Below are 18,998 nucleotides of genomic sequence, written 5' to 3'. Positions count from 1 at the left end.
GCCGCGTAGACGTTCTTCGCGGTCGGAAACTCCCTGCGGCGCACCTCGTCGGCATACCGCCGCACCGCCGAAACGACCTGCGGATACATGTCGGCATACCTGCGGACGAACCGCTGAAGCGGCATGCCCGGATCGACCATGCCGAGAATGTCGTGAATGACGAGGATCTGGCCGTCGGTGTATCTGCCCGCGCCGATCCCGACGGTCGGAGCCCGCACGGCCTTCGTGATCTCGGCACCGAGTTTCTCGGGAACGCATTCGAGCACGATGGCGGCCACGCCGAGCCCGTCGAGGAGCCGCGCGTCTTCCATCACCCCGTCGGCCTCTTCCCGCGACGAGCCGGCGACGCGGTAGGTGCCGAGCTGCAGGATCTTCTGGGGGCTGAGCCCGATGTGCCCGACGACCGGAATGCCGTTGTCGACGAGCGCCCGCACGTGCTCGGCGATCTTCTTGCCGCCTTCGCACTTCACCGCCTGCGCACCGGCAAGAAGCAGTTCGTGCGCGTTATGTATCGTTTCCGCTATCGTTATGCCATAGCTGAGGAACGGCATGTCGGCGACGACCGGGGCGCGGGGCTTCGCCTGCGCGACCGCGCGCACGTGGTGTTTCATGTCCTCCATGCTGACGCGGGTCGTGGTCTCGTAGCCCAGGACGGCCATCCCGACCGAGTCTCCCACCAGGATCATATCGACGCCGGCCTCGTCGATGGCTTGCGTGGTGGGGGTGTCATACGACGTGATCGCCGCGATCGGCTGACCGGAGCGTTTCATTTCAAACCAGCGGTTGAGATCGAACATGGTTCGCCCGCCTTTCTTCAGGTGTTTTCCTTCGCGAGGTCCATCAGCGCCTCGTAGAGGGCTGACGCCTTGCCGGGCCTTCGCCGCAGGGCCGCGAGATGCATCCCGGCCGTCTGCGCATCCCCCCGGGTCCAGGGCCCCGTGCAGGGAACCGGATCGGGCCGGCCCGCCAGGTCCAGCGTCCTGCGCGCCAGCGGCATCAGCAGGCGCCGGGCCTCGGAAACCGGGACGCCCAGGCCGTCTGCCATGATGCCGGAAGCCGTGGCGACCAGTTGAGAGAGACCGGCGCACGCCAGGACCGCCGCAGCATGATAAAGCGGCCGGTCGTCTTCGGCAAGGGGAAACGGCGCATTCCCCGCGCGGGCAAGCCACGCCGTCAGGAGCCGCCTCCAGCGGCGGTTCCGGCAGGCCACCCCGCAGGGAGCCCCCTCGAGGGGGTTCGGTTCGCCCGGCTCGTTGACGATGGTCATGAGCGGGTGAACGCAGGCCGCGATCCCGCCCGCCCGCTTCACCGGCTCGAGCACATCCAGGCCCCGGCAGCCGCTTGCATGGACCACGGCACGGCCGGAGAGCGGAAACTCCGCCAGCAGTCCGGCGACGGATGTCAGCGCGTCATCATTTATAGCAAGAAGTATTATTTTGCTCCGGCCGGCAAGATCGCCCGGCCCGGCACTGATCGATACGGCGTGCGCAACGGCGATCCGGTGCGCCTCGGCGGCGTTCCGGCCCCAGATCCCGGAAACGGGGACTCCCTTCCCGAGAAGATACGGAACGAGAGCGGCCGCAAGCCGTCCCGTTCCGATGATGCCGACGCCGATGCTCACCGGCCGCCCCGATCGGCGGCGGCCATTTCGCCCAGGATGCCGATCCCTTCGAGCGTCAGCAGGGGTTCGACCGAGTCGATACACGGGCAGAGCGGAGAAAGCAGGGCCGACAGCCCGCCCGTCGCCACGACCTTCGCGCCCGACAACCCGGGTTCGCCCCGCAGGCCTGCCACGAGGTGGGAAACGGCGCCGGCATGGCCGTGAACGATGCCCGACTGCATCGCGGCCAGCGTGTTTTTTCCCAGGAACGTCTCCGGCGCCGTCAGCGGGATGAACGGCAGGCGCGCGGCTTTGACGGAAAGCGCCTGGGCCGAGGTCTTCAGGCCCGGCATGATCGTTCCGCCCACCAGTTCCCCGGCGGCGGTGACTGCGGTGATCGTGGTGGCGGAGCCGAAGTCGACGACGATCAGCGGGCCGCCGAATTTCACGAAGCCGGCGACGGCGTTGGCGAACCGGTCCGTTCCGAGTTCGGCCGGCACATCGACCGTCACCCGGACGGGCGCGGCCATGCCCGTGTGGATCACGACGGGTTTGTGCCCGAGATACTCCTCGGCGAATCTCACGGCCTGGGCCAGATGGTCGGGAACGACGGAGCAGACCGTAACGCCGGTGATCTGCGACGGCTGGACGCCATGCTGGCCGAGCATCTGGAGAACGAAAACGCCGATCTCGTCGGCCGTTTTCGGAGACACCGAGGACATCCGGAACGGGGACAGGATCTCTCCGCCCCTTCGCAGGCCGAAAACGATATCCGTGTTGCCGAGATCCACGATCAGTTCCATGGTCGCCTCTCTCCTCTCGCGGGCGAATCTTATACCGGGATGAAGGAAACATCAAGCCGTGATGCATACCGGCATGATTTGCAGTTTTTCACGCCCTGCGTCACAATAGCGATCGAAATCGGGATGTCCTGGCCGAAATCCGGCCGGGAATCGGATCGACAGTCCGCGACGCCGGGCGGACAATAGGCCGTGGAGGCAGACTCATGATCACGTTTTGCGTTTCCTCGCTTCTTCTCGTCGTTGCGTATTTCGTCTACGGCGCGTATCTCGACCGGACCCTGGGCATCGACCGGACCCGTCAGGTTCCCGCCATCGAGAACCAGGACGGTGTGGATTACATCCCGATGCCCTGGCCGCGCGTCTTTCTCATCCAGCTGCTGAACATCGCCGGCCTGGGCCCGATCTTCGGCGCGATCGCCGGTGCGCTGTGGGGCCCCGTCGTTTTTCTCTGGATCGTCTTCGGCGGCATCTTCATCGGCGCCGTCCATGACTATATCGCTGGTTATATATCACTGCGCTCGAACGGCGCGGGGCTTCCGGAAATCATCGGCACGTATCTGGGAAGCGGTCCGAAACGCGTGATGATCCTGCTGGTGATGGTGCTGCTCGTGATGGTCGGCGCCGTCTTCGTGATGGGTCCGGCCAAAATCCTCGCCGACATGAACGTCCCGGCGTCGGTCGAAACGGCAACCGCGCCCGCCTCGGGAGCCCAGCTCGAGGACCCCTTCGCGCGCACCGCTTCTGGCACGTCGGCGACGCCGGCCGCTCAGGCCGCCTGGCTGGCATCGCCGATGTTCTGGTCCGTCCTGATCTTCACGTATTACCTGCTCGCGACCCTGCTTCCCATCGACAAGCTGATCGGGCGCGTCTACCCGGTCTTCGGCCTGGCGTTGATCCTGATGGTCGTGCTGATCGTGTACCGGATGTTTTCCGGCGCCTGGGCGATCCCGGAACTGACTCTCGAGAACCTGCACCCGGCCGGCACGCCGATCTGGCCCGTCATGATGATCACCGTCGCCTGCGGCGCGATCTCGGGGTTTCACGCGACCCAGTCGCCCATGATGGCGCGCACGGTCACCGGCGAGGGCTTCGCCCGCCGCGTCTTCTTCGGGGCCATGCTGACCGAGACGTTCATCGCCCTCGTCTGGGCCGCGGCCGCCATCGCCATCTGCCACGGCTCGACCGTCGAACTCCAGAAGATGCTCGGCCCGGCCGGCGACGCGGTCGTCGTCGTGCGGGCCGTGGGCAACACGCTCGGCCACTGGGGCATGGTTCTCGTCCTGCTCGGCGTCGTCGCCCTCCCGGTGACGACGGGCGACACGGCGTTCCGGTCGGCGCGCCTGATCCTCGCCGAACTGACCGGCCTGAACCAGAAGCCGTTCCTGAACCGGATCATGCTGTCCCTGCCGCTGTTCCTGATCGGCGGCTGGCTCTGCACGATCGACTTCGGCGTCGTCTGGCGGTATTTCGCCTGGCTCAACCAGACGCTCGCGGTCTTCACCCTCTGGGCCTGCACCGTTTATCTGCGCCGGCTGGGCCGCAATTCCTGGATCACGCTGATCCCGGCCGTCTTCATGAGCGTCGTCGCGTCCGCGTTCATTCTCACGAACGCGAAGCTCGGCTTCGGCCTCGGGCCCCTGCCGGGATACGCGCTGAGCATCGCCTTCACCCTGTTCTGCCTGGCCCTCGCCAACGCCCGGTCCCGCCCCCAGGCCGCCTGAAAACGTCCCAGATCACCGTTGTATCCCGGGTATCGGTTCCTGCCAGGCACATACCGCTCCCCCTGAGCCTGTCGAAGGATGAGGCAGGTGCCACTCGTGCTTCGACAGGCTCAGCCCGAACGGTTGCAAGTCCTTCAGCGAATTACCGGCGTCGGCGGAGTTTTTCGACGTAGCTCTTCCAGGCTTCGGCGATATCGTCGGGAAGCTTTTCGGGCGAGCGTTCTATAGATTCATCTATAGTTGCAGCGGACGGGCTCGCGGAGAGGCGGGCGATCAGCCGGTCCTTTCCGTCGAGGACGTCGATCGTCATCGCGCCCTGCCTAAAATGCTTCCGATAGACGCGGCGAACGGCCGGGGGCGGGATGACGACACGGTTCGCGATGACGACGGGCGACGGCTCATGCACGATCAGACCTTTCACGTCGTCCGGCGTGATGTAGGACGGCAGAACGTATTCGTCGCGGTCTGCGACGTAGTCGGACAGGATCGACCGGAACTGGAACTCGGCCAAATTTTTCAGAAACCGCGCAATCGAATAGTATTTCGAGTCGCGCGCGATGCTGTTCAGATCCATGCCTCGCGGCCGCGTCTCTTCGATGACGAGCACGATCGGGCCGTAAAACTTCGCGACGCCCAGGTTCGGCGAGGTGAAGATGAAGTGCGACTCGGGGTCGGGCACGCCTGTTTTCTCGAGCATCTCGGCCTTGCCGTTGTAGTTCTCAAACAGGTTTTTGAGCGATTCGAGCTTCGCGAACGTCTGCCGAAGCACCTGGACGTGCTCTCTGCGCGCCAGGTCCAGGGCCTCGGCCGGCGGGCGGCCAGCCATCTCGTGCTTTTTGATGAGCGAACGCAATCCGTGCGACTGGCAATCGGTATCGAGCAGGAAATGGAAACCGAGCAGCTCGTCGCGGCCGATCCGGTCGGCTTTTCGCGTTCCGAAGCCGCGGTAGACCTGGTCGAAAAATCCTTTTTCGATGCGCGTCATCGCCGTCTTCGAGTTCATCGCATGCATCGTTGGAATCTCGAACGGCGCCCTCTGCGCTCCTGCCGGGGGAAGAGCCGGCGCGGCGGCCCGGATTGGGGCCTGGCATAAAACGAGCGTTGCGGAAACTGCGGCGGCGAAGAGCGTCTTCTTCATCAGATCCGTTCCTTTCAGATGCCAGACTCGTCGGTTACGGAAGCCTGTAGCGGCTGAGAATTCTCGCGAGCTTTTCCGGATCGTTCCCTTCGGGGCCGGATGTCCGCTCGTAATCGACGGGGTTGAGGCGCGCCACGAGGCGACCTTTCTTGTCGAGAATGAACAACTGGGGGATGAACGCCTTGCGCGCGTATCGCATCATCAGGTCGTAATGCCGCTCGTAGCGTTTCTTCCCGTCGACGATGCTTCGCTTGCCCACGTCGAGGTCGACGAACTCAAATTTTTTGAGAGCTTCTGCCATCACCGGGTCGCGAAAGATCTTGTCCATGTCGCGACACCAGGGGCACCATTCCGCGCCGAACTTTACCAACACCAGCGTGCGGTTTGCCGCCGCCGCCGCGCATGCGCGATCGATCGCAGCCTCCCCCGAGCCGGTCTCAGCGGCATTCGAAGGCGCGAGGCTCCAGAAGATCGCAATTACAACGAAGAAAAGCCGTACGATACGTTTCATGTTTTATGCTCCCGGACGGTACTTGGGGTATTGGTTTCAAGGGTATCACAGAGAAGACTCAATCCGCTTTCGGAGAAAACCGTTCCTGTGGTATCACAGTCTCACTTCCCGTTCGGAGGGTTTGCATGAAACGATCGTATCTGATGATTCCAGTCCTTCTCCTGGTTCTGACGCTCAGTGAGGCACGCGAAGCCGGGGCAGGCGCATATGACCAGCTCATTGAGATCGGCGGCCAGCCCGGCAACGTGCCGGAACCCCCGCCGCCCACTCCCGTGGAACCATCCTCGGGATACGACTCTTCAGGAAGTTCGGATTCCGGAAGCAGTTCCGGGAACTCTGGCTACGACGGCAGTTCGAGCTCATACAGCGGCTCCGATTCATCGAGCGGCTCGAGCTCCTCCAGCCCGAGCTACGAAAGCGGTTCGGGCAGTTCCGACAACGGCGGCAGCGGTGTCCCGTTCGGCGGCATATTCAGCTGGCTCACGCCGAAACCGGTCGATCCGGTCCAGAAGGCGGCCGAGATCGGGTCTCGGGCCGACCGGGCCTACAGCAAAGGGAACTACCGAGACGCCGTTAAATATTACAAGCGCGCTCTCAACCACACGCCGAATGACGCTTCCCTTCGTGACAGGCTCGCGAAGGCTGAGCGGGCGCTGGCGGATCACCGGGAAGATCGAGCCCGGGACCAGCGACGCCGCGAAAGACAACGCGAAGCCGCCCGGAAACAAGCCGCCGTCCCGCCTCTGCCGCCCCAACTGAGGCCCTCCACCCCGCGCCCCAGGCCGGCACCGGTCGTGACGGCGCAGGCGGATCCGTTCGTGTCGGCCGCCACGACGCGATCGGTCCTGCGCGACATCAAGTCCCGCATCGACGCGCTCCGGAAGAGCGGATCGATCCAGAATCTCGACACGCTGATGGCGAAATACGTGAACACCTGGGTGCAGGCCATCACCCGCGACGATCTGTCCGAAAAAGATCGTGAAGGCCTCCAGCTCGACATTCCCGTGCTGGACAAGCTGATAACGGGCGGAAAAGCGGCGGCAATCGGCCGGGACCAGACGCCGGCAACCTCGCAGGAGCCGTATTACGGGGAAAACAAGGACCTCGAAATGATGCTCGCCCGCTTCAACGCCGAGCGCGCCGGCCAGGGAGCCGAGATGCTGGGTGAGAAGTTCGCCGAGAACGCTCTCCCGCCCGAGATCGCCGGGAAATACGAGAACGTGCTCGCCCTGGGCAAGGTCTCGGCCGAAGTGTCCGCCGGCAACACCCCCGGAGCCATCAAGGAGATCGTCGACATCGTGATCGGCAAGCTGGGAATGCCCCGCGCGTCCTTCGCCGTAGACGGCGGCCGGATCTATTCGAACACCGCGTTCACGGCCCTGAACAAGTTCATGGAGGACTCGACGAGAGCCGTTGGCGGTACCTTCGACCGCAAGGAGTTCTGGAACTCTCTGAAAAGCGAGATGACCACCGGACAGAAGGCCGTCATGGAATGGATTGGAGGACCCGATGAAAAGTAATTTTTCTTCTTATATATCAATGACCATTCTCATTCTCGCTCTCGCCGGCGTCTCTCCCCTGGCCGCCCAGGACCAGACCGGAACCGAGGCACTGCTGAACACGACGGTCGCCATCCCGGCTTCCTGCCCGATCGTCGTGCGGTGGGTGCAGCCGCCGATGAGCCACACGGCCGCCGAAGACGCGCGGCTTCGCATTCCCGAGATGCGTTTTTCGGTCGATGCGAACGGCCGGCCCTGGATCGGCTTCGACGACCGCCGCATCGTCAGCCCGGCCAACGGCTTCCGGGCAAAAACGTCGACGCCCTTCACCGGCTTCGTCCATCTCGACAACGGCGCCATGATCGTCTCCACGGTCACCAAGTTCGGCTTCCTCACCGCGCCGGCCCCGACGGCCGACACGACGGCCGATCTCCCGGTCGTTCCGTTTCAGGCGATCGCCCAGCTCCCCGCGCTCTACGGGCGGCTGTTCGCCGGCGCGGGCGACACCCTGTTCATCGCCGTATCGCGTCCCGGCGGCAAGAACGAGCTGTACCGGATAAAAAAAGGCGGCCTCACCAAGGGGTTCGAAAAGATTCTCGAGATCGAAGGCGAGATCGCCGGCGTCGCCGGAACCGATTCGCAGGTCTTCGTCGCCGCCGGCCGCAGAGTCTACGAGGTGGTTCCGGGCACCGGCCAGGCGACGCCGCTTCCCGCGCTCGTGCCGCACCCCATCACCGGCGTGGCGCTCCACCCGCGCAAGGGTCTTCTCGTTTCGACCACGCGCGGCGTCGGGTATCTCGCAGGCGACACGTTCCAGGTCCTGATCGAGACCTCCCTGCCCATGATCTGCATGCGCGGAGGATCGCTCTACGTATTCTTCCCGGCCTCGCTCGGCGTGGCCGCGTTCGACAACATCGCGACACTCGCCGACCTCCATCCCTGAATCGCTTGAGTTCCGAGTTCCGGAGTTCCGGGGACGTGATACCGAACTCTGAGAGTTCGGTATCACGTCCCCGGAACTCAAACGGTGTACCTCTGGTGCGTCTGATACACACCAGCAGTACACCGGACAGGAAGCAGGCCCAAATCTGGCGTATATGGTTTTCCGGCTGGGGGTGGGGCCTGAAAACTTCTACCTTATTTTTTTGTTCTATCGAGCGAAGCAATGAATTCATTCAATGCTTCGTTCCCCCGAACTTTGTCATCAAGAAATTGTTTGACGATCAACAGCTTGCGCCGACGGGATTGAATCACCGTTGAAGGTGAAATGTCCTTGATGGCTTTAGTAAAGTCGATCATTGTCGAGACGTCCTCGTCGGTAAGGTTAGAGATGGGGAGGAGAAAACGGAGGTTCTCTTCCATAATGGCATCTTGATCTGTTCTTTCAAAACCGACTGCGGAGAATATTTCCAAGACTGGAGAGATTCGACCATAAGATCTGGCGTTGATGTCCGCGCCGTGTCTGATTAGTAACTGAAGAGTTTCCGGGTCAGTAGTCACTGCCGCTGAATGGAAGGGCGTTTTATCTGCTGAGTCACGGCAATTTGGATCAGCCCCAACCGACAACAGAAAGGCAATTATCTCTTTTCGGCCACCAAAACAGGCATGATGCAGGGGAGTGCCTAGGTTCTTTCCTACCTGATCCGCTTTTGGCAGAGCAACGCTTGCAGGGTGTTTGGCAACGAAATTTTTTATCATCTGGAGGTTACTGTTGTTCTGAATGAGCAGGATCAAAGGCGGGGTATTAGCGCCCTTTTCTACTTCCTGGGTATACCCCAAGACTCCGAGGAAAAGGAAGGATAGGAGAATCAACCATAGCTTTGAGGGAGATTTCATTCTTTCGCCTCCAACTATTAAAAATCAGACGGAATAGAAGTATGCCCTGGCGCGCCGGAGATATTAGTCCGGATAAAGGATGTTGTGAAGATGGGTTCCGTTTTGTTTGTTTGATATTCCACCTTTTTTAGCCGAACCCAATCTACCTTTGGTTTTTTTTCATATTCATAGATGATCTTCTTTGCCTCTTCCCACAGCAAGGCTCGGGCTCGTCTAAGTTCCTCGATGGCCATTGGGATACCGTTGAGGCCCAAACCTGGGGGCGGAAGGCGGCAAGACACAGATAAACGCTTTGAAGGTTCCACAGATGAGGTCCCACCTACGAAGTAGATTTCCAGGGTGATATCGCAATGGAGAGTTTCGCCGGTCGGGTAATTTGGAAACATCCTATTTTTGGGATTGGCATCATTCTTAGAGGATAATGAACCTGGGATGTATGTGGACGAGCCATTTAACAAGAGTTCCAGAGAAAAGACCAAAGGTGTTTCCGGTTGGGCCGCGAGAAGGAACGTCCCCAGCAAGAACAATGGGAAGAACGTTAGGATAACCCGGACTGAACGCTGTTTCATGACAACAAACAGGCCTCCTCCAAATGAATCTTTTTGAGCATTTTACCAAATTACCCGCCAAGGAACAACTTTCAATGGAGCCCCCGGAGCCAAGCCTCACCCCTGCTTTTTGGCGCAAGCCAAAAAGCACGACCGGACGAACGAAAAGCCGGTAAGCATCTCCCGGAGCAGGCCGGATGGGCGGGGAAAGGAAAATAGAGAGCGGCCTACGATCCGGGCTCCTGGGCGGGCCGCTACCGTTGAAATGTTCCTGGGCGCGGCGTTCCCGGTCGGGTGGCCCGTCCGGGGCCGCGCTACCTGCTGTCCCGGCTCCGGGCGGGGGGGTTGGGGAAGCCCATAAATGTCATAGTTTGAGGGGGAAGGCCGGCGGCAAGTAGTGAAGTTGGAGAACAGTTCTCGCACATCGTCACTTTTCAAAAGGGCCGTACCAGCCGTCGATCAGCGGACCCACATACAAGTCATAAACCCGAGGGTGGGCGGTCAGCCAGGCGGACAATGCGGCATGCTGTTGAGAGGTGACCGAGCCGCACCGTTTCCCGCGAGAACGATTATCCATGCGGTCTACGAAGCCATCCCAGTATTCTCCGGAACCGCCGCCATAGCCGAGCAGATTCGCTTCGACGGCATCGAGGATGAATTATTCCCAGAAGCCCATATAATCCAGGTCTTTCGCGTCAGGCTTCACTCGGAAACGCAGATAGAAAGCGAGTTTCTGGTATTCCCCGACATGGCGTTTTTTCCGCATTCGTCGATTCATTGGTCACCTTTTTTTGTGCACCGATTCCGTGAGCGGCCGTTTTTTCGGGGGGTGGTCAGTCGGTCTGGGCTCAACAAAACCATATTTTTGAAGGAATTCGCCGGGAGACATGATCGGGATGGGAAATGCCTCCTGAACCGACTGGTTCAGAATATGGCGCCGATCGAGAGAAATGAGAATGTCGGCTTTTGCCTTGATGGTGCCGGCCAAGACGTGCGTATCTTTCGGGAAAGTAAGCTTCGCCCACCTGGCCTTTTCAGCGGCGGTTGGAGAATCGCACAGCGACAGGCGCAAGGGCCCGATGATACGGCAAAACCAGACCCATAAAGGCCGGCCGAGAAGATCATTGATATTGACCTTGGCATCGTGCATGACGAGACGGGTTGCGGAAAGCCGGACCTTGCTTTCAGCCGCGATATTCAGAAGGCGAGCGCTTCCGCCCTCTGGAGAGTTCGCGGCAGTGACCAGGATGCAGGCATCAAGAAACAATCGCAAGGGAATCGGCATCAGATACGATCTTCCCCGGCAAATTCATCGAGCTGTTTTCTGGTATAGCGCCGGATCTCTTTTTCCTCGGCAGATGACAGAGACTTCTCGAAGGCCTCGGCAAAGGTCGTTTCCTCTATTCCTTTTTGTTTCGTAATGATCTGAACGGCTTTCATGAGAAGATCGGACATAGCAATTCCGGTGGAGGCGGACAGGACCTTCAGTTCCTTGTGCATTTCATCCGTCAGGCGCAACGTAAGCGTTTTCATGGAAATCCCCCCTTGCAAACGAAATTCCGGTCTCAATAAGAATGATTGCATGATTTAGAAAACATGCAAACATGTCGACCAACACCCTCGACACGTTCTGGTCGGCCTACGAGATCGCCGGCGTCTCGCTGGTCGATCTGCGCTTCTGGCGCTGGTTGTACTAGCACCCCGAGGCAACCCCGGCCCAGTTGAAGGAAGCGGTCATCACGATCGCGAAAGACGTCTGGAACGCCTATTACGCGCCGGTCTTCGGCATCAAGGACAGCACAGTGCTCGGCATCTACTCGCACATGCTCGCCTACCCGTTGTATCTGAGCGATTATCCCCTCTGATATATCATCAGCTATCAAATCGACGAATTCATGCGAGGCAAGAACATCGGCCAGGAAATGGAACGGATCTGCAAGCAGGGGAACCTCACCCCACGCCAGTGGATGATCGGCGCCGTCGGCAGCAACATCTCCGCCGAAGCCCTCATCAAGGCCGCAAACGAAGCCGTCACCGCCCTGCAGAAGACCTGGTTCCATTGAGCCCTGCAGAATGAAAGCCACCCGTTCGCCCTGAGCTTGTCGAAGAGCGATGGCCTCTCGTGCTTCAACAGGCTCGGCACGAACGGGAGCATGAAATTGGCTTTTGTCATGCAGGAATCAATAAGTCCCCCTCAAAATACACCCCCCATCGCCGGCCCCGCGGTGATGGGGGGTGCGCTTTCATCCAAGAATGTTCTTCGCAGCGCATCCTGACCGGATGTATCATCACGGATACGGCTTCAACCGTTCAGGAGGATCGTATGCAGAGAAGCAGCGGAAAGCAGGTGATGGCTGGCGTAATCACTTCTGACCTGACCGTGGCCAGCACGGGGCCCGTTCAGGCTGAGTCCGTGGCGGAGCTTCTGAAAAAAGGAATCAAACTCGGCCGGCAGAAACTGGATGAGGAAGCTGCCAGTATTTTCGAAACGGCTCTGAAGTTTGAATCCGTGAACACCCGGGTGTTTCGTGACTCCGAACAAGCCGTCGATCCCTCCGCCGCACCGCCACAGCACTGACAGTCGCTCGGAGTGCTCCATGCCTTTATATGGTAATATTTATATTTTAGATATTTTTTCATGAAGGGAGATTCCATGAAGAAGGTCACGATCACGTTCGAAGGGAAACGGGCCGAGGAAATGGCCGGGAAGTTCTTTTCCTACCTCGTTGACGGAGGGCTTGAAGACACCGTCATCGATCATCTTTCCGACGCAACGACCGATGTCGGCATCGGGGAGTGCGACGCTGACAAACTCACAGTACGCTTCGATTGCAAGCCTCGATGCTCGGGCGCGTAATCCGCCGCCTGATGATGTTCGCCGCCTGCTGTGCCATCGCCCTCCCGCTTGGATGTTTCTCGAGCGACAACAGGCGGGTCACACTCGAGACGGGTACCAGGTTTGCCCAGGCCCTCACCGAACACCGATACCCGGATGCGCACGCCCTGCTGACCGTGAAGCAACAGAAAATCTGGAACCCTGACAAGCTCGCACGGCAATATGAAGAGATGACCTCCTACGGATCGGAGCCGGCAAAGGTCGATGGGCATTCGGAATTTCTGGATTCCTGGCCTGACCGCCAACCGGAAGACAGGGGATGGGCATATATTTCCATCTCCGGGTCGGATTTCGCCGAAGCAGTGACCGTGATCGTCTCGGATGAAGGCGGTATTCCAAAAATCCGCCATCTCGAATGGGGGCGCCCCTGACGTCGTCCTGCCATACCTCGTGATGCAGGCTGACAAGACATCCCACACCATGCCAGAGCACCGTGATCACAGCGGCAATCCATGAGAAGGTTGGTGAAGACGCCGAGTTCCCACAGGAAATGCGGAGGAAACAAAAACGCCCCGCACTCTGTGCGGGGCGAAAAATGAGCTAAAAAGACTGAGTGACCTCATCAGAGATCAGTGCGAACTGGCTTTCCCTACTGGAGATCAAATAGGCCGACGATGGAAACGCAACGTTACCGCCACGTTTCATCCCTTCTTGTCGTTACCTGCTCTATAGAGTTTTGGAATGGCTGCGCTATGACGCGCATTGATTACGCCAAGCCTCAGACGTTTCGACGTCCTCGAGGCCCTCGACACAGCCACAACACCCGCGATTGCAAGTGTTAGACATCCTCTTGTGAGCTTCAGCCGACTTCAAGGTTTGATCATCGGTCGACACCGGCCGGACTGCCGGAATCTCCCTGGGTTTTGTCCCTTTCAGCGCCATCACCGTCGGACGGGACGACCGGGTTTTCAGGCCCGACGCTCTCCATCTGCAGGCTTTCTCAACCTCCTGACAGAGATACCATCTTGGACGGCTCGCGGGTTTATTCCACCCCGCAGGCACTCCTAGGGTTGGGGCCTTCAGAGCTTGACTCGTGATCGATATGGATACCGTTTTCCAGACCCTTGCTCCTTCATCGTTACCTGTCCTTCATGGTTTCCTTCCTGGTGTTGCCGGCGGCACCACCCGCCCGACCGAAGGGTCTTACCCACTTCGATCACATCACCACCAGGCACCTCGCTGTCCGAAAACAGCCGGCTTCCATCTTGGACTTGGGCCTATCCTGGAGCTTTACTCCCGATCACGCGCGCTTCGAGAACACTCGACGATTTCACTCACCAAGGGCGAAGCAGCTCTCGTGGCCTTCTCTCCTTCAGGGTTTTGCTCGATCGACCGCCCTGGGTTCACCACCCCCTCATGCGGTTCGGACCCGCTGCAGGGTTCTTCTGCGGACGACGATGGACATCCGGTGAGGGATGTCCTCCCCTCTTGAAGTTTTTGCCTTCTGACGTATGCTTTCGGTGAGGACCTGTGGGATACCTGGGTTATTGTTTCCCCTTGGGTTTGGCACGAACGTCACCGAACGATAGAAAACCCGCTTCGGACACCCGTTTCAAGGACCGGCCGGAGCCCGAAAGTATACGCCTTGCGGCTACCAGTTCGCTTGTCAAAGAATCAGTCACTCAGTAAACCTAATATATTTAAAGATCCCCTACCTGTCAAATACTTTTTATCTTTTCTTGTCTCTTTTTGTCTGTCTCCGTTGGAGAATGTGTGGTAGACAGGTTTTCAGGGAATGCCACCATCCATACCGGATGCCTTCCGGGCGCATCGTGTTGCGATCCGGAGGGTTAGGTTCATGTGGCATTGAGGCGCTTCGCGAAGCGCCCCTGCCGTCGTGGAAAAAGCTATTTCCTCACGTTGGTGCGATGGAAGGGCGGGTTTCAAACCCGCCCCTACAGGCGATATGCGGGGGGATAACGCAAGAAAAACCTCTGAGCTTCTGTGTCACTGTGGTGGCGGTGTTGGATCAGAAGGAGATGATCATCTTGGCGTTGGCGACGGTGCCTTCGTAGCCGTTTCCGAGGAGGCCGGCGGTCGACTCGACCCGCTTCACCTCGCCTTCGACCATGCTGTCGCTCCCGATGAACTGGGAAAAACTCAGCCCGCCTTCCCGATGCGTGCCGGGCTTTGCCGAGTCGATCTGCTTGTTGGTGACAAACAGGCGGTACCGCTGGTTTCTGGCCGAGGGGGTGAGCACGAACGCGGCCCGCGTCTCCCACTCCTTGCTCGGCTGGAATGACCGGATCACGTTGCGCTGCACGCCGGCCTCGAGTGTCGCCCGCGCAGAGAAGATCCGCTGAAAATCGACCGCCTTGCCGGTCGTGCGCTTGTCGTTCGAGTCGGCGTAGATATCGTTTTCATCGAGGTCCTCCCAGAGCATGTCGATGATATACCCCTCGAAAAACTCGTTCCTGACCTGGAACCGGCGAACCGTGTCGAGCAGCTTGCTTCCCGACGCCGCCGCCCGCATCTCGCCGTCCTCGTATTCGCCCGTCAGCTTCAGCTTGCGCAGCGGCGTGTACCGCACCTCGTAGGATTTCCGGTCATTGAGGGAAACGAGCAGCCGGCTCGCCCGGTCCTTCAGGTCTCGCCGCTTCCAGTCGAACGTGGTCTCGACCTTCTCGCCCGCGCGCCATGAGGTCGTGAAGTTGGACGTCGACTTCTGCACCGGGTTTTCGAACCGCGTGAGCACCTGGTCCTTCTCGTCTTCGGACAGCGGCAGGCTGGTGGGCACGACGTATCGCCTCGGATCGAGCGAGGCGTCGCGTATAACCTTCGATGTATTTTCTACTTTATATTTGAACTGGCTCGTCCAGTCGCGGTTCGGCTGGTACCGGATGCGGGAATCGGCGATCTGCCCCGTCTGGCGCGAGTTGACCAGCAGGTCGTCCTCGGTGCGCCACTCGAGAATGCCGCGGGCATTGAGCGCCCGGGACGGCTCGTAATTGAGATCGAGCGTGTAGTTCCGGGTATCCGACCGCTCCTCGTTGAGATCGATGTCGTCGTCGAGCGTCACGCGCGACGCGCCGGCCGTCCAGGTCAGCTTCTTGTCGCGATCGCTGCCGATGCTGGTCGATACGTTCAGGATGCGCGAACCCGAAGCGGCGTTCACCCCGTCGTCGTAGGTCGTGTGCTCGATCTTGCTCTGCGCGAACACCGGCCCGAACTCATGGTCCCACACGACGGCGCCGACGCCCTTGTCGCGATCCGTCACCGGGCCCCGCAGGCGCTCTTCGTCTGTCTGGAGTCCGTATCGAGCCTCGACACGCGACCTGTCCCTGTAGGAATAGGCCGCGCCGCCGTTCAGGTCGCGGAACTCGATGCGCGAGACGGCCGGGTCGTTCGACAGGTTCGTCTTCGACGACTCGAGGCCGGCGAACAGCTGAAGTTTCGGCCGGGCCTGCCAGGTCAGGCGGCCGCTTCCCTTCATGATGTCGCTGGCAAGGCCGCGCTCGCCGAGTTCGGTCACGCCGCCCTCGCGGCCGACCATCCGGAAATCCTTCCCGACGCGCCGGAAGCCGAGATCGCCGGTCAGCGTCTGCGTCTTGGCCCGCAGCTGGAGCCGCATCGCGTGGTCGGCGATCGTGCGGTCCGACGAGGCGGTGTCGGAGAGCCGGTTCGGGTCGTACAGCGAAAGCGCCGTCTCCCCCGAGAGGCTCAAGGCGTCGGTCAGCCGCCAGTCGCCGTCGAAGCCGATCAGGTCGTGCTGCATCGGCTTCACCGTCGACGAGCCGGTTTCGGACTTCGGGGTGTCGCTGTCGAGCTCGCGCAGCCACGAAAGGCCGAGCCGGCGCCCTTCCCCGTGTTTCGACAGCAGCCGGGTGCCGTACAGGTTGCGCTTGAACGCCATCTTGCTGTCGTTGACCTCGTATTCGATGACGATCCAGCTCGTCACCTCGATCGGCAGCACGTGCGGCAGGAACTTGATCACGCCGTCCTCGTAATCGACGAGGTAGTCGCTGCCGCGCGTCATGAGCCGGCCGTCGATCGTCACCTTTTCGGAATTCTGCACCATGGGCTGAACGGCGAGCCGGAACTCCTGCTGCTGGCCGGCTCCGCGGAACTGCTCGCGCCGTGCGCGGCCCTTCGACTGGGAATACAGGAACATCGCCTGCAGGTTTTCCGTAACCGCGCCCTGCGCCATGAGACCCCGCACCTCCTTGCGGAAGAGCTGGAACTCGGTGTCGGCGAGGCCGAGCGGGAAATCGCCCATCGTGAGGTCCCAGACGGGGCCGTCGAGGTTGATGGTGAAGCGGCGGTCCTCGTCTTCCTTGTCGTCGAGAACCGCCGAGACTTTCGCGCTCTTCGTGATGTTGCCGTCGATCTCCAGGTGCATGCTCTGATCGAGATGGAAGCCGGGGATCGAGTCGTAGTTTTCCGTCGAGAAGTGGCCGAGATCGCCCTTCACGTCGGCCTTCTTCATTTCGAACGTCTTGGTGCCCGAGATGTTCAGCTTCCGCTCCTCGGCGTCTTCCTCCCCCGGCACCCGGTCGGGGAAAGGCGAGGGCGGAAGCGCGGCGAGACCGGGCTGGCTCTGCAGCGCGACCGCGATTTCATCCGGCGTCGGCGGCTTCGCCGGAACGGGCTTCGGTTTCGTCGAGAAGGGAATCAGCGCCGGGTCGGAGGCCGCCGGAATCTTCGGCGTCGACGGACTGGACACCGGAAGCCGTGGGTGGTGCGGCGGCAGCTTGATCCGTCCCGTCGAACTCGCCGGACGAAACATCGTCGGATCGAGCACCGGGAGTTTCGCCGCAAAAAACGTCTTCGCCGTTTCGGGCGATTTCCAGGCTTTGAATCTGAACGTTTCGGCAGGCGTCACCAGATCGACGGTGGCGGCGCTGACAGGAACCAGCGACGCTTCCGTCGCCGCCGTGTCGACCGTGGTTCCGGCCGCCAGCATCGTCTCCGACACCCCCTGTCGTTCGGGTGACAACGGGAATTCGCCGGCCGGGTTCACTGCCCCAGCCTCTGCCGCCAACGTGATCGACCCTGTCGCCATCGCCGACTGCGGGATATCTGCGGCTGCCGATGCGACGTTCTCTATCGGCACGGATACCACCGCCAGCCGATCGACCCCGGAATAAATCGTATGTTTTATATATGAAAATGTTTTACATAACTGTTGATATATACTGATCCCGTTTTCGATCGGGGGTTCGACGATCGCGACGGTGACGGAACAAACAGTCGGTTTGAGCCCGGCTTTTTCCGGGGGAGAGGCCACGGTTTCCACCGGCGGGCTCGCCGTCACGGCAAGATCCGGGACCGCGGACGATGCCGGGGCGGGAAGAACGACCGCGACCGGGCTGACGGCGTTCGAAAACACCGGCGCCGGCCGTGCTGGCCCGGTTGGGGCGGGAGAAACGACAGGCGGCGTCGCCGGCGCGGCGACGGATGGAGCTGGCGCGACGCCCGCCGGGATTCCGGCCGGGCCCAGGTCGGCCGAGGCGGCGGCGGCGGCGATGAGGAAGAGCGGCAGGAGAAGCCGCATGCGGGTGCGCATCATCGGCCCCTCGGGTGGGCTTCGCCGTGGATCCGCTTCAGATCCTGCCCGGTGAGGTGCGTGTAGATCTGGGTCGTCGAGACATCGACGTGGCCGAGCATCTCCTGCACCGCGATGATGCTGGCGCCGCCCTCGAGCATGTGGGTCGCGCACGAGTGGCGGAGCACGTGCGGCGAGACCTGCCGGGCGATGCCGGCCGCCACCGCGTATTTTCGGACGATCTTCCACAGGCCCATCCGGGAAAGCGGCCCGCCGAAAGGGTTCAGAAACAACGTCCGCTCGGTGATGTTGCCGCCGAGCAGCTTGTGGCGGCCGTCGCGCAGGTACGCGTCGACCGCCTGAAGGGCGAAACTGCCGACCGGCACGATCCGCTCGCGGCCGCCCTTTCCGACCACGTGCACGAACCGGCCCTCGCGGTTGATGCTTCCGAGCTCGAGCGCGATGAGCTCGGATTCGCGGATGCCGGTCGCATACAGGATTTCAAGGATCGCGCGGTCGCGCAGGCCGAGAGGGGTGCCGGTCGCGGGGGCGGCGATCATCGCCTCGACCTCGGCGATGCTGAGAACTTTCGGGAGCGGCCGTCCCACGCGGGGAGGCTCGAGAATGCGCGTCGGATCGACGGCGATCTTGTTTTCGCGGCGCAGGAACCGGTAGAACCCCCGCAGCGTCGACGCCTTGCGGGCGACGGAACGCGGCTGGAGCCCCCGGTCGTGCAGGTGGGCCATGAACAGCGCGAGGGGGCCGTCCGCGCCCGGCTCTTCGGGTCGGCGGCCTTTGTCCTGAAGGAACTTCAGGTAGTCGAGCAGGTCCCGGCGGTATGCCTCGAGAGACTTAGGCCTGAGGCCTTTCTCCACGGACAAATAGGCCAGATACTGCTCCAGCAGTTCGGACAAGGTTTGCGCTCCTCATATCTGAAAACACCTGTAGATCAGATATCGGC

18 protein-coding genes and 2 pseudogenes are annotated in these 18,998 nt (G+C 61.0%); 8 read left to right on the top strand and 12 right to left on the bottom strand.

What is annotated here, in order from left to right:
• Positions 1–17: 17 nt before the first annotated feature.
• The 3 genes and pseudogenes from panB to PLU72_12530 form a co-directional block, all read right to left on the bottom strand.
• A pseudogene (gene panB, locus PLU72_12540) lies at positions 18–797 on the bottom strand (3-methyl-2-oxobutanoate hydroxymethyltransferase).
• A gap of 17 nt (positions 798–814) precedes the next feature.
• Positions 815–1,621, bottom strand: coding sequence for a DUF2520 domain-containing protein (locus tag PLU72_12535; GenBank protein ID HOT29005.1), 807 nt, complete (start codon positions 1,619–1,621; stop codon positions 815–817).
• The gene (locus tag PLU72_12530) at positions 1,618–2,403 is read right to left on the bottom strand and encodes a type III pantothenate kinase (GenBank protein HOT29004.1); all 786 of its coding nucleotides are present in this window, start codon (positions 2,401–2,403) and stop codon (positions 1,618–1,620) included. The genes PLU72_12535 and PLU72_12530 overlap by 4 nt, the downstream gene beginning before the upstream one ends.
• A gap of 203 nt (positions 2,404–2,606) precedes the next feature.
• Here PLU72_12530 and PLU72_12525 point away from each other — a divergent pair, with 203 nt between their 5' ends.
• The gene (locus PLU72_12525) at positions 2,607–4,124 is read left to right on the top strand and encodes a carbon starvation CstA family protein (protein ID HOT29003.1); all 1,518 of its coding nucleotides are present in this window, start codon (positions 2,607–2,609) and stop codon (positions 4,122–4,124) included.
• 142 nt (positions 4,125–4,266) lie between these two features.
• On the opposite strand, the gene PLU72_12520 is transcribed toward PLU72_12525, so the two are convergent.
• Together PLU72_12520 and PLU72_12515 are read right to left on the bottom strand one after the other, a co-directional pair.
• Positions 4,267–5,262: a hypothetical protein gene (locus PLU72_12520; GenBank protein HOT29002.1), complete on the bottom strand. Its 996-nt coding sequence runs from the start codon at positions 5,260–5,262 to the stop codon at positions 4,267–4,269.
• A 34-nt stretch (positions 5,263–5,296) separates the two neighbouring features.
• A complete protein-coding gene (locus tag PLU72_12515) occupies positions 5,297–5,773 on the bottom strand; it encodes a thioredoxin family protein (GenBank protein HOT29001.1) in 477 nt (158 codons plus the stop codon).
• A gap of 125 nt (positions 5,774–5,898) precedes the next feature.
• Here PLU72_12515 and PLU72_12510 point away from each other — a divergent pair, with 125 nt between their 5' ends.
• Complete coding sequence (locus PLU72_12510; protein ID HOT29000.1) at positions 5,899–7,293, top strand: tetratricopeptide repeat protein; 1,395 nt, start codon at positions 5,899–5,901, stop codon at positions 7,291–7,293.
• Positions 7,283–8,215, top strand: a complete 933-nt coding sequence (locus PLU72_12505) for a hypothetical protein (protein ID HOT28999.1) — start codon at positions 7,283–7,285, stop codon at positions 8,213–8,215. Before PLU72_12510 ends, PLU72_12505 begins: the two co-directional genes overlap by 11 nt.
• 194 nt (positions 8,216–8,409) lie before the next feature.
• On the opposite strand, the gene PLU72_12500 is transcribed toward PLU72_12505, so the two are convergent.
• The 5 genes and pseudogenes from PLU72_12500 to PLU72_12480 form a co-directional block, all read right to left on the bottom strand.
• Complete coding sequence (locus PLU72_12500; protein HOT28998.1) at positions 8,410–9,108, bottom strand: ankyrin repeat domain-containing protein; 699 nt, start codon at positions 9,106–9,108, stop codon at positions 8,410–8,412.
• 17 nt (positions 9,109–9,125) lie between these two features.
• A complete protein-coding gene (locus PLU72_12495; GenBank protein HOT28997.1) occupies positions 9,126–9,677 on the bottom strand; it encodes a hypothetical protein in 552 nt (183 codons plus the stop codon).
• Positions 9,678–10,083: 406 nt separating this feature from the next.
• Positions 10,084–10,422, bottom strand: a pseudogene (locus tag PLU72_12490) (50S ribosome-binding protein YggL).
• Positions 10,423–10,437: 15 nt separating this feature from the next.
• Complete coding sequence (locus PLU72_12485; protein ID HOT28996.1) at positions 10,438–10,941, bottom strand: hypothetical protein; 504 nt, start codon at positions 10,939–10,941, stop codon at positions 10,438–10,440.
• Entirely contained in the window at positions 10,941–11,240 is a 300-nt protein-coding gene (locus tag PLU72_12480) for a ribbon-helix-helix domain-containing protein (GenBank protein ID HOT28995.1), read from the bottom strand. The genes PLU72_12485 and PLU72_12480 overlap by 1 nt, the downstream gene beginning before the upstream one ends.
• Before the next feature lie 137 nt (positions 11,241–11,377).
• On the opposite strand from PLU72_12480, the gene PLU72_12475 reads away from it, so the two are divergent.
• The 5 genes from PLU72_12475 to PLU72_12455 all read left to right on the top strand — a co-directional run bounded on the left by PLU72_12475 (position 11,378) and on the right by PLU72_12455 (position 12,923).
• Complete coding sequence (locus tag PLU72_12475) at positions 11,378–11,521, top strand: hypothetical protein (GenBank protein HOT28994.1); 144 nt, start codon at positions 11,378–11,380, stop codon at positions 11,519–11,521.
• 30 nt (positions 11,522–11,551) lie between these two features.
• A complete protein-coding gene (locus PLU72_12470; GenBank protein HOT28993.1) occupies positions 11,552–11,719 on the top strand; it encodes a hypothetical protein in 168 nt (55 codons plus the stop codon).
• A 260-nt stretch (positions 11,720–11,979) separates the two neighbouring features.
• Positions 11,980–12,234, top strand: coding sequence for a hypothetical protein (locus PLU72_12465; GenBank protein HOT28992.1), 255 nt, complete (start codon positions 11,980–11,982; stop codon positions 12,232–12,234).
• A 75-nt stretch (positions 12,235–12,309) separates the two neighbouring features.
• Positions 12,310–12,513, top strand: coding sequence for a hypothetical protein (locus PLU72_12460; protein HOT28991.1), 204 nt, complete (start codon positions 12,310–12,312; stop codon positions 12,511–12,513).
• The gene (locus tag PLU72_12455; protein HOT28990.1) at positions 12,498–12,923 is read left to right on the top strand and encodes a hypothetical protein; all 426 of its coding nucleotides are present in this window, start codon (positions 12,498–12,500) and stop codon (positions 12,921–12,923) included. Before PLU72_12460 ends, PLU72_12455 begins: the two co-directional genes overlap by 16 nt.
• 1,598 nt (positions 12,924–14,521) lie before the next feature.
• Here the strand turns inward: PLU72_12455 and PLU72_12450 are convergent.
• Both PLU72_12450 and xerD read right to left on the bottom strand, forming a co-directional pair.
• Positions 14,522–18,061 (bottom strand): hypothetical protein, encoded by a 3,540-nt coding sequence (locus tag PLU72_12450; GenBank protein HOT28989.1) that lies wholly within the window; start codon positions 18,059–18,061, stop codon positions 14,522–14,524.
• Positions 18,058–18,951: a site-specific tyrosine recombinase XerD gene (gene xerD, locus PLU72_12445; GenBank protein ID HOT28988.1), complete on the bottom strand. Its 894-nt coding sequence runs from the start codon at positions 18,949–18,951 to the stop codon at positions 18,058–18,060. Before xerD ends, PLU72_12450 begins: the two co-directional genes overlap by 4 nt.
• Positions 18,952–18,998 lie beyond the last annotated feature (47 nt).

It is taken from the genome of Candidatus Ozemobacteraceae bacterium (assembly GCA_035373905.1).
Taxonomy (GTDB): domain Bacteria; phylum Muiribacteriota; class Ozemobacteria; order Ozemobacterales; family Ozemobacteraceae; genus MWAR01.
Note: the sequence above shows the minus strand (reverse complement) of the source record. Positions and strands in the feature narration are given on the sequence as shown.

Bases quoted from the DNA above. Each gene is read 5' to 3' on its own strand.
- PLU72_12530 (HOT29004.1), bottom strand. From the start codon at position 2,403: ATGGAACTGATCGTGGATCTCGGCAACACGGATATCGTTTTCGGCCTG.
- PLU72_12525 (HOT29003.1), top strand. From the start codon at position 2,607: ATGATCACGTTTTGCGTTTCCTCGCTTCTTCTCGTCGTTGCGTATTTC.
- PLU72_12520 (HOT29002.1), bottom strand. From the start codon at position 5,262: ATGAAGAAGACGCTCTTCGCCGCCGCAGTTTCCGCAACGCTCGTTTTA.
- PLU72_12515 (HOT29001.1), bottom strand. From the start codon at position 5,773: ATGAAACGTATCGTACGGCTTTTCTTCGTTGTAATTGCGATCTTCTGG.
- PLU72_12510 (HOT29000.1), top strand. From the start codon at position 5,899: ATGAAACGATCGTATCTGATGATTCCAGTCCTTCTCCTGGTTCTGACG.
- PLU72_12505 (HOT28999.1), top strand. From the start codon at position 7,283: ATGAAAAGTAATTTTTCTTCTTATATATCAATGACCATTCTCATTCTC.
- PLU72_12500 (HOT28998.1), bottom strand. From the start codon at position 9,108: ATGAAATCTCCCTCAAAGCTATGGTTGATTCTCCTATCCTTCCTTTTC.
- PLU72_12495 (HOT28997.1), bottom strand. From the start codon at position 9,677: ATGAAACAGCGTTCAGTCCGGGTTATCCTAACGTTCTTCCCATTGTTC.
- PLU72_12485 (HOT28996.1), bottom strand. From the start codon at position 10,941: ATGCCGATTCCCTTGCGATTGTTTCTTGATGCCTGCATCCTGGTCACT.
- PLU72_12480 (HOT28995.1), bottom strand. From the start codon at position 11,240: ATGCAATCATTCTTATTGAGACCGGAATTTCGTTTGCAAGGGGGGATT.
- PLU72_12470 (HOT28993.1), top strand. From the start codon at position 11,552: ATGCGAGGCAAGAACATCGGCCAGGAAATGGAACGGATCTGCAAGCAG.
- PLU72_12465 (HOT28992.1), top strand. From the start codon at position 11,980: ATGCAGAGAAGCAGCGGAAAGCAGGTGATGGCTGGCGTAATCACTTCT.
- PLU72_12460 (HOT28991.1), top strand. From the start codon at position 12,310: ATGAAGAAGGTCACGATCACGTTCGAAGGGAAACGGGCCGAGGAAATG.
- PLU72_12455 (HOT28990.1), top strand. From the start codon at position 12,498: ATGCTCGGGCGCGTAATCCGCCGCCTGATGATGTTCGCCGCCTGCTGT.
- PLU72_12450 (HOT28989.1), bottom strand. From the start codon at position 18,061: ATGATGCGCACCCGCATGCGGCTTCTCCTGCCGCTCTTCCTCATCGCC.